Origin of the sequence: Streptomyces griseus subsp. griseus (genome assembly GCF_000720255.1) — a bacterium.
Taxonomy (GTDB): Bacteria; Actinomycetota; Actinomycetes; order Streptomycetales; family Streptomycetaceae; genus Streptomyces; species Streptomyces griseus_I.
The window spans coordinates 1-1,786 of the sequence record NZ_JOJE01000110.1 but is presented as its reverse complement, the minus strand read 5'-3'; the positions used below and the strand labels follow the sequence as shown (position 1 = coordinate 1,786).

2 protein-coding genes are annotated in these 1,786 nt (G+C 68.3%); both read right to left on the bottom strand.

Annotation, left to right across the window (positions count from 1 at the left end; all coding sequences use genetic code 11):
- On the bottom strand, positions 1 to 983 hold a 983-nt coding region (locus IG99_RS43295; protein WP_037684525.1), incomplete at its 3' end, for a Gfo/Idh/MocA family protein.
- 86 nt (positions 984 to 1,069) lie between these two features.
- On the bottom strand, positions 1,070 to 1,786 hold a 717-nt coding region (locus IG99_RS43290), incomplete at its 5' end, for an extracellular solute-binding protein (RefSeq protein ID WP_037684523.1).

Genomic DNA, 1,786 nt, shown 5'->3' with positions numbered 1-1,786 from the left:
GCGAACTCCAGCGTGCGGCGCGCGTCGTGCAGACAGACGCCGGGTTCCTTTCCGGTCTCCCAGGCGTCGAACACGGCCTCGATCTGGAGCCTGTGGCCGCTCGTGACGTCCGGCTCGTGACCGTCGGTCCAGAGGTCCGAGAGACCCTCGTGGCCGGGGGCCGGCGTGAACCGCCAGTGTTCCTCGCGGTAGCCGTAGAGGTGTTCGAGTTCGACCGTGGCGTGTTCGAAGTCGAAGCGCAGGCGCGAGGTCTCCCGCGGGGACAGCAGGGAGTTGACCACAGTGGCGAGGGCCCCGTTGTCGAACCGGACGGCGGCGATCGAGACGTCCTCGGTGTCCGTGGGCCGGGCCTGGCGCTCGGCGAGTGCAGCGATCTGGGACCAGGGGCCTAGGACCGACAACATGAGGTCGAACTGGTGGATGCCGTGTCCCATGGTGGGGCCGCCTCCCTCGACGTCCCAGCGTCCCCGCCACGGCACCTCGAAGTACGCGTCGGGCCGGTACCAGAGGGTTTCGCAGGTGGCGACCAGTGGCCGTCCCAGTGCGCCGGAGGCGGCCAGCCGGCGCAGGCGTACCGCCGCCGCGCCGTAGCGGTGCTGGAAGACGGTCAGGACCTTGGAGCCGGTCTGCTCCTGCACCGTGGCCAGTTGGTCCATCTCGCGCAGGCTCAGTGCCGTCGGCTTCTCCACCAAGGCGGTGACGCCTGCCTGCATCACCGTGGTTGCCAGCGGTACGTGGGTCTGCGGGGGCGTACAGATGTGTACGAGATCGAGGTCTTCGCTCTCCAGCAGAGCCTGTGGGTCGTTGAAGACGTGCGGCACGGAGAATCGGTCGGCGAACTCGGCGGCACGGGTGGGGTCGAGGTCGGCGACGGCGACCAGCCGGGCACGTTCGGAGAGTTCGGCGAGGGCTTCGGCATGAGCGTGGGCGATACCGCCGGTGCCGATGATGGCCACGCGGTACGGCGGCCGGGGGCTGGGCATGGGTGGTTTCTCTCTCTTGGTTCCTGACCCACTTCTCGTGGGGCTACCGGGGGCCGTGGGCAGCGGCGACGGCCCCCGGGGAGGGGTCACTTGGCCGCGTCGATCTCGCCCTGGAGTTCCTTGATGAAGGCCTTCGCGGCGGCTTCGGGCGAGGTCTTCTTGAAGTAGACGTCCTGGCTGTAGCGCTGCAGCTCCGGCTCGATCCCGCTTCCGCCGTTGGGGGTCACGACCGGCGACTCACCCGGCGTCACCGCGTTCATGTAGTCGACGGCCGCCTTGTCGGTTCCCGCCAGACCCGACTCGAGGTGCTGGAGCATCTTCTTGTTCGCGGGGATTCCGCGCTCCGTCTTGAGGATGTCGGCGGCCGTCTGGTCGTTGAGCAGGAAGTTGACGAATTCGGCGGCTTCGGCCGGGTGCTTGCTCTGGCTCGATACGGCCCAGTACATGGAGGGCTTGAGGAAGTTCGCCTTGGTGGTGCCCACCTGGGGCATCTGGAGCAGCTTCAGGTGCGCGCCGGTGGCCTGCTGCAGCGCGGTGATCTGCGTGTTGTAGGCCCCGATCATGGCTGTCTTGCCGGTGGCGAAGCTGCCGGCGGTGATTCCGGCGGTCAGGTCCTCGACCATGGTCGAGGCCTTGACGCTGGCCCCGGAGGAGATCAGTTTCTGGCCGTACTTCCACATGCCGGCGAGCGCTGCGGGCTTGAGCGAGACGTTGCCGTCCTTGCCGAAGAGGTTGCCGCCCTGCTGACGTGCCCAGTACTTGAGGCTGCCGGCGTCGAAGCCGGGGGCGGTGGACGTGCCGTG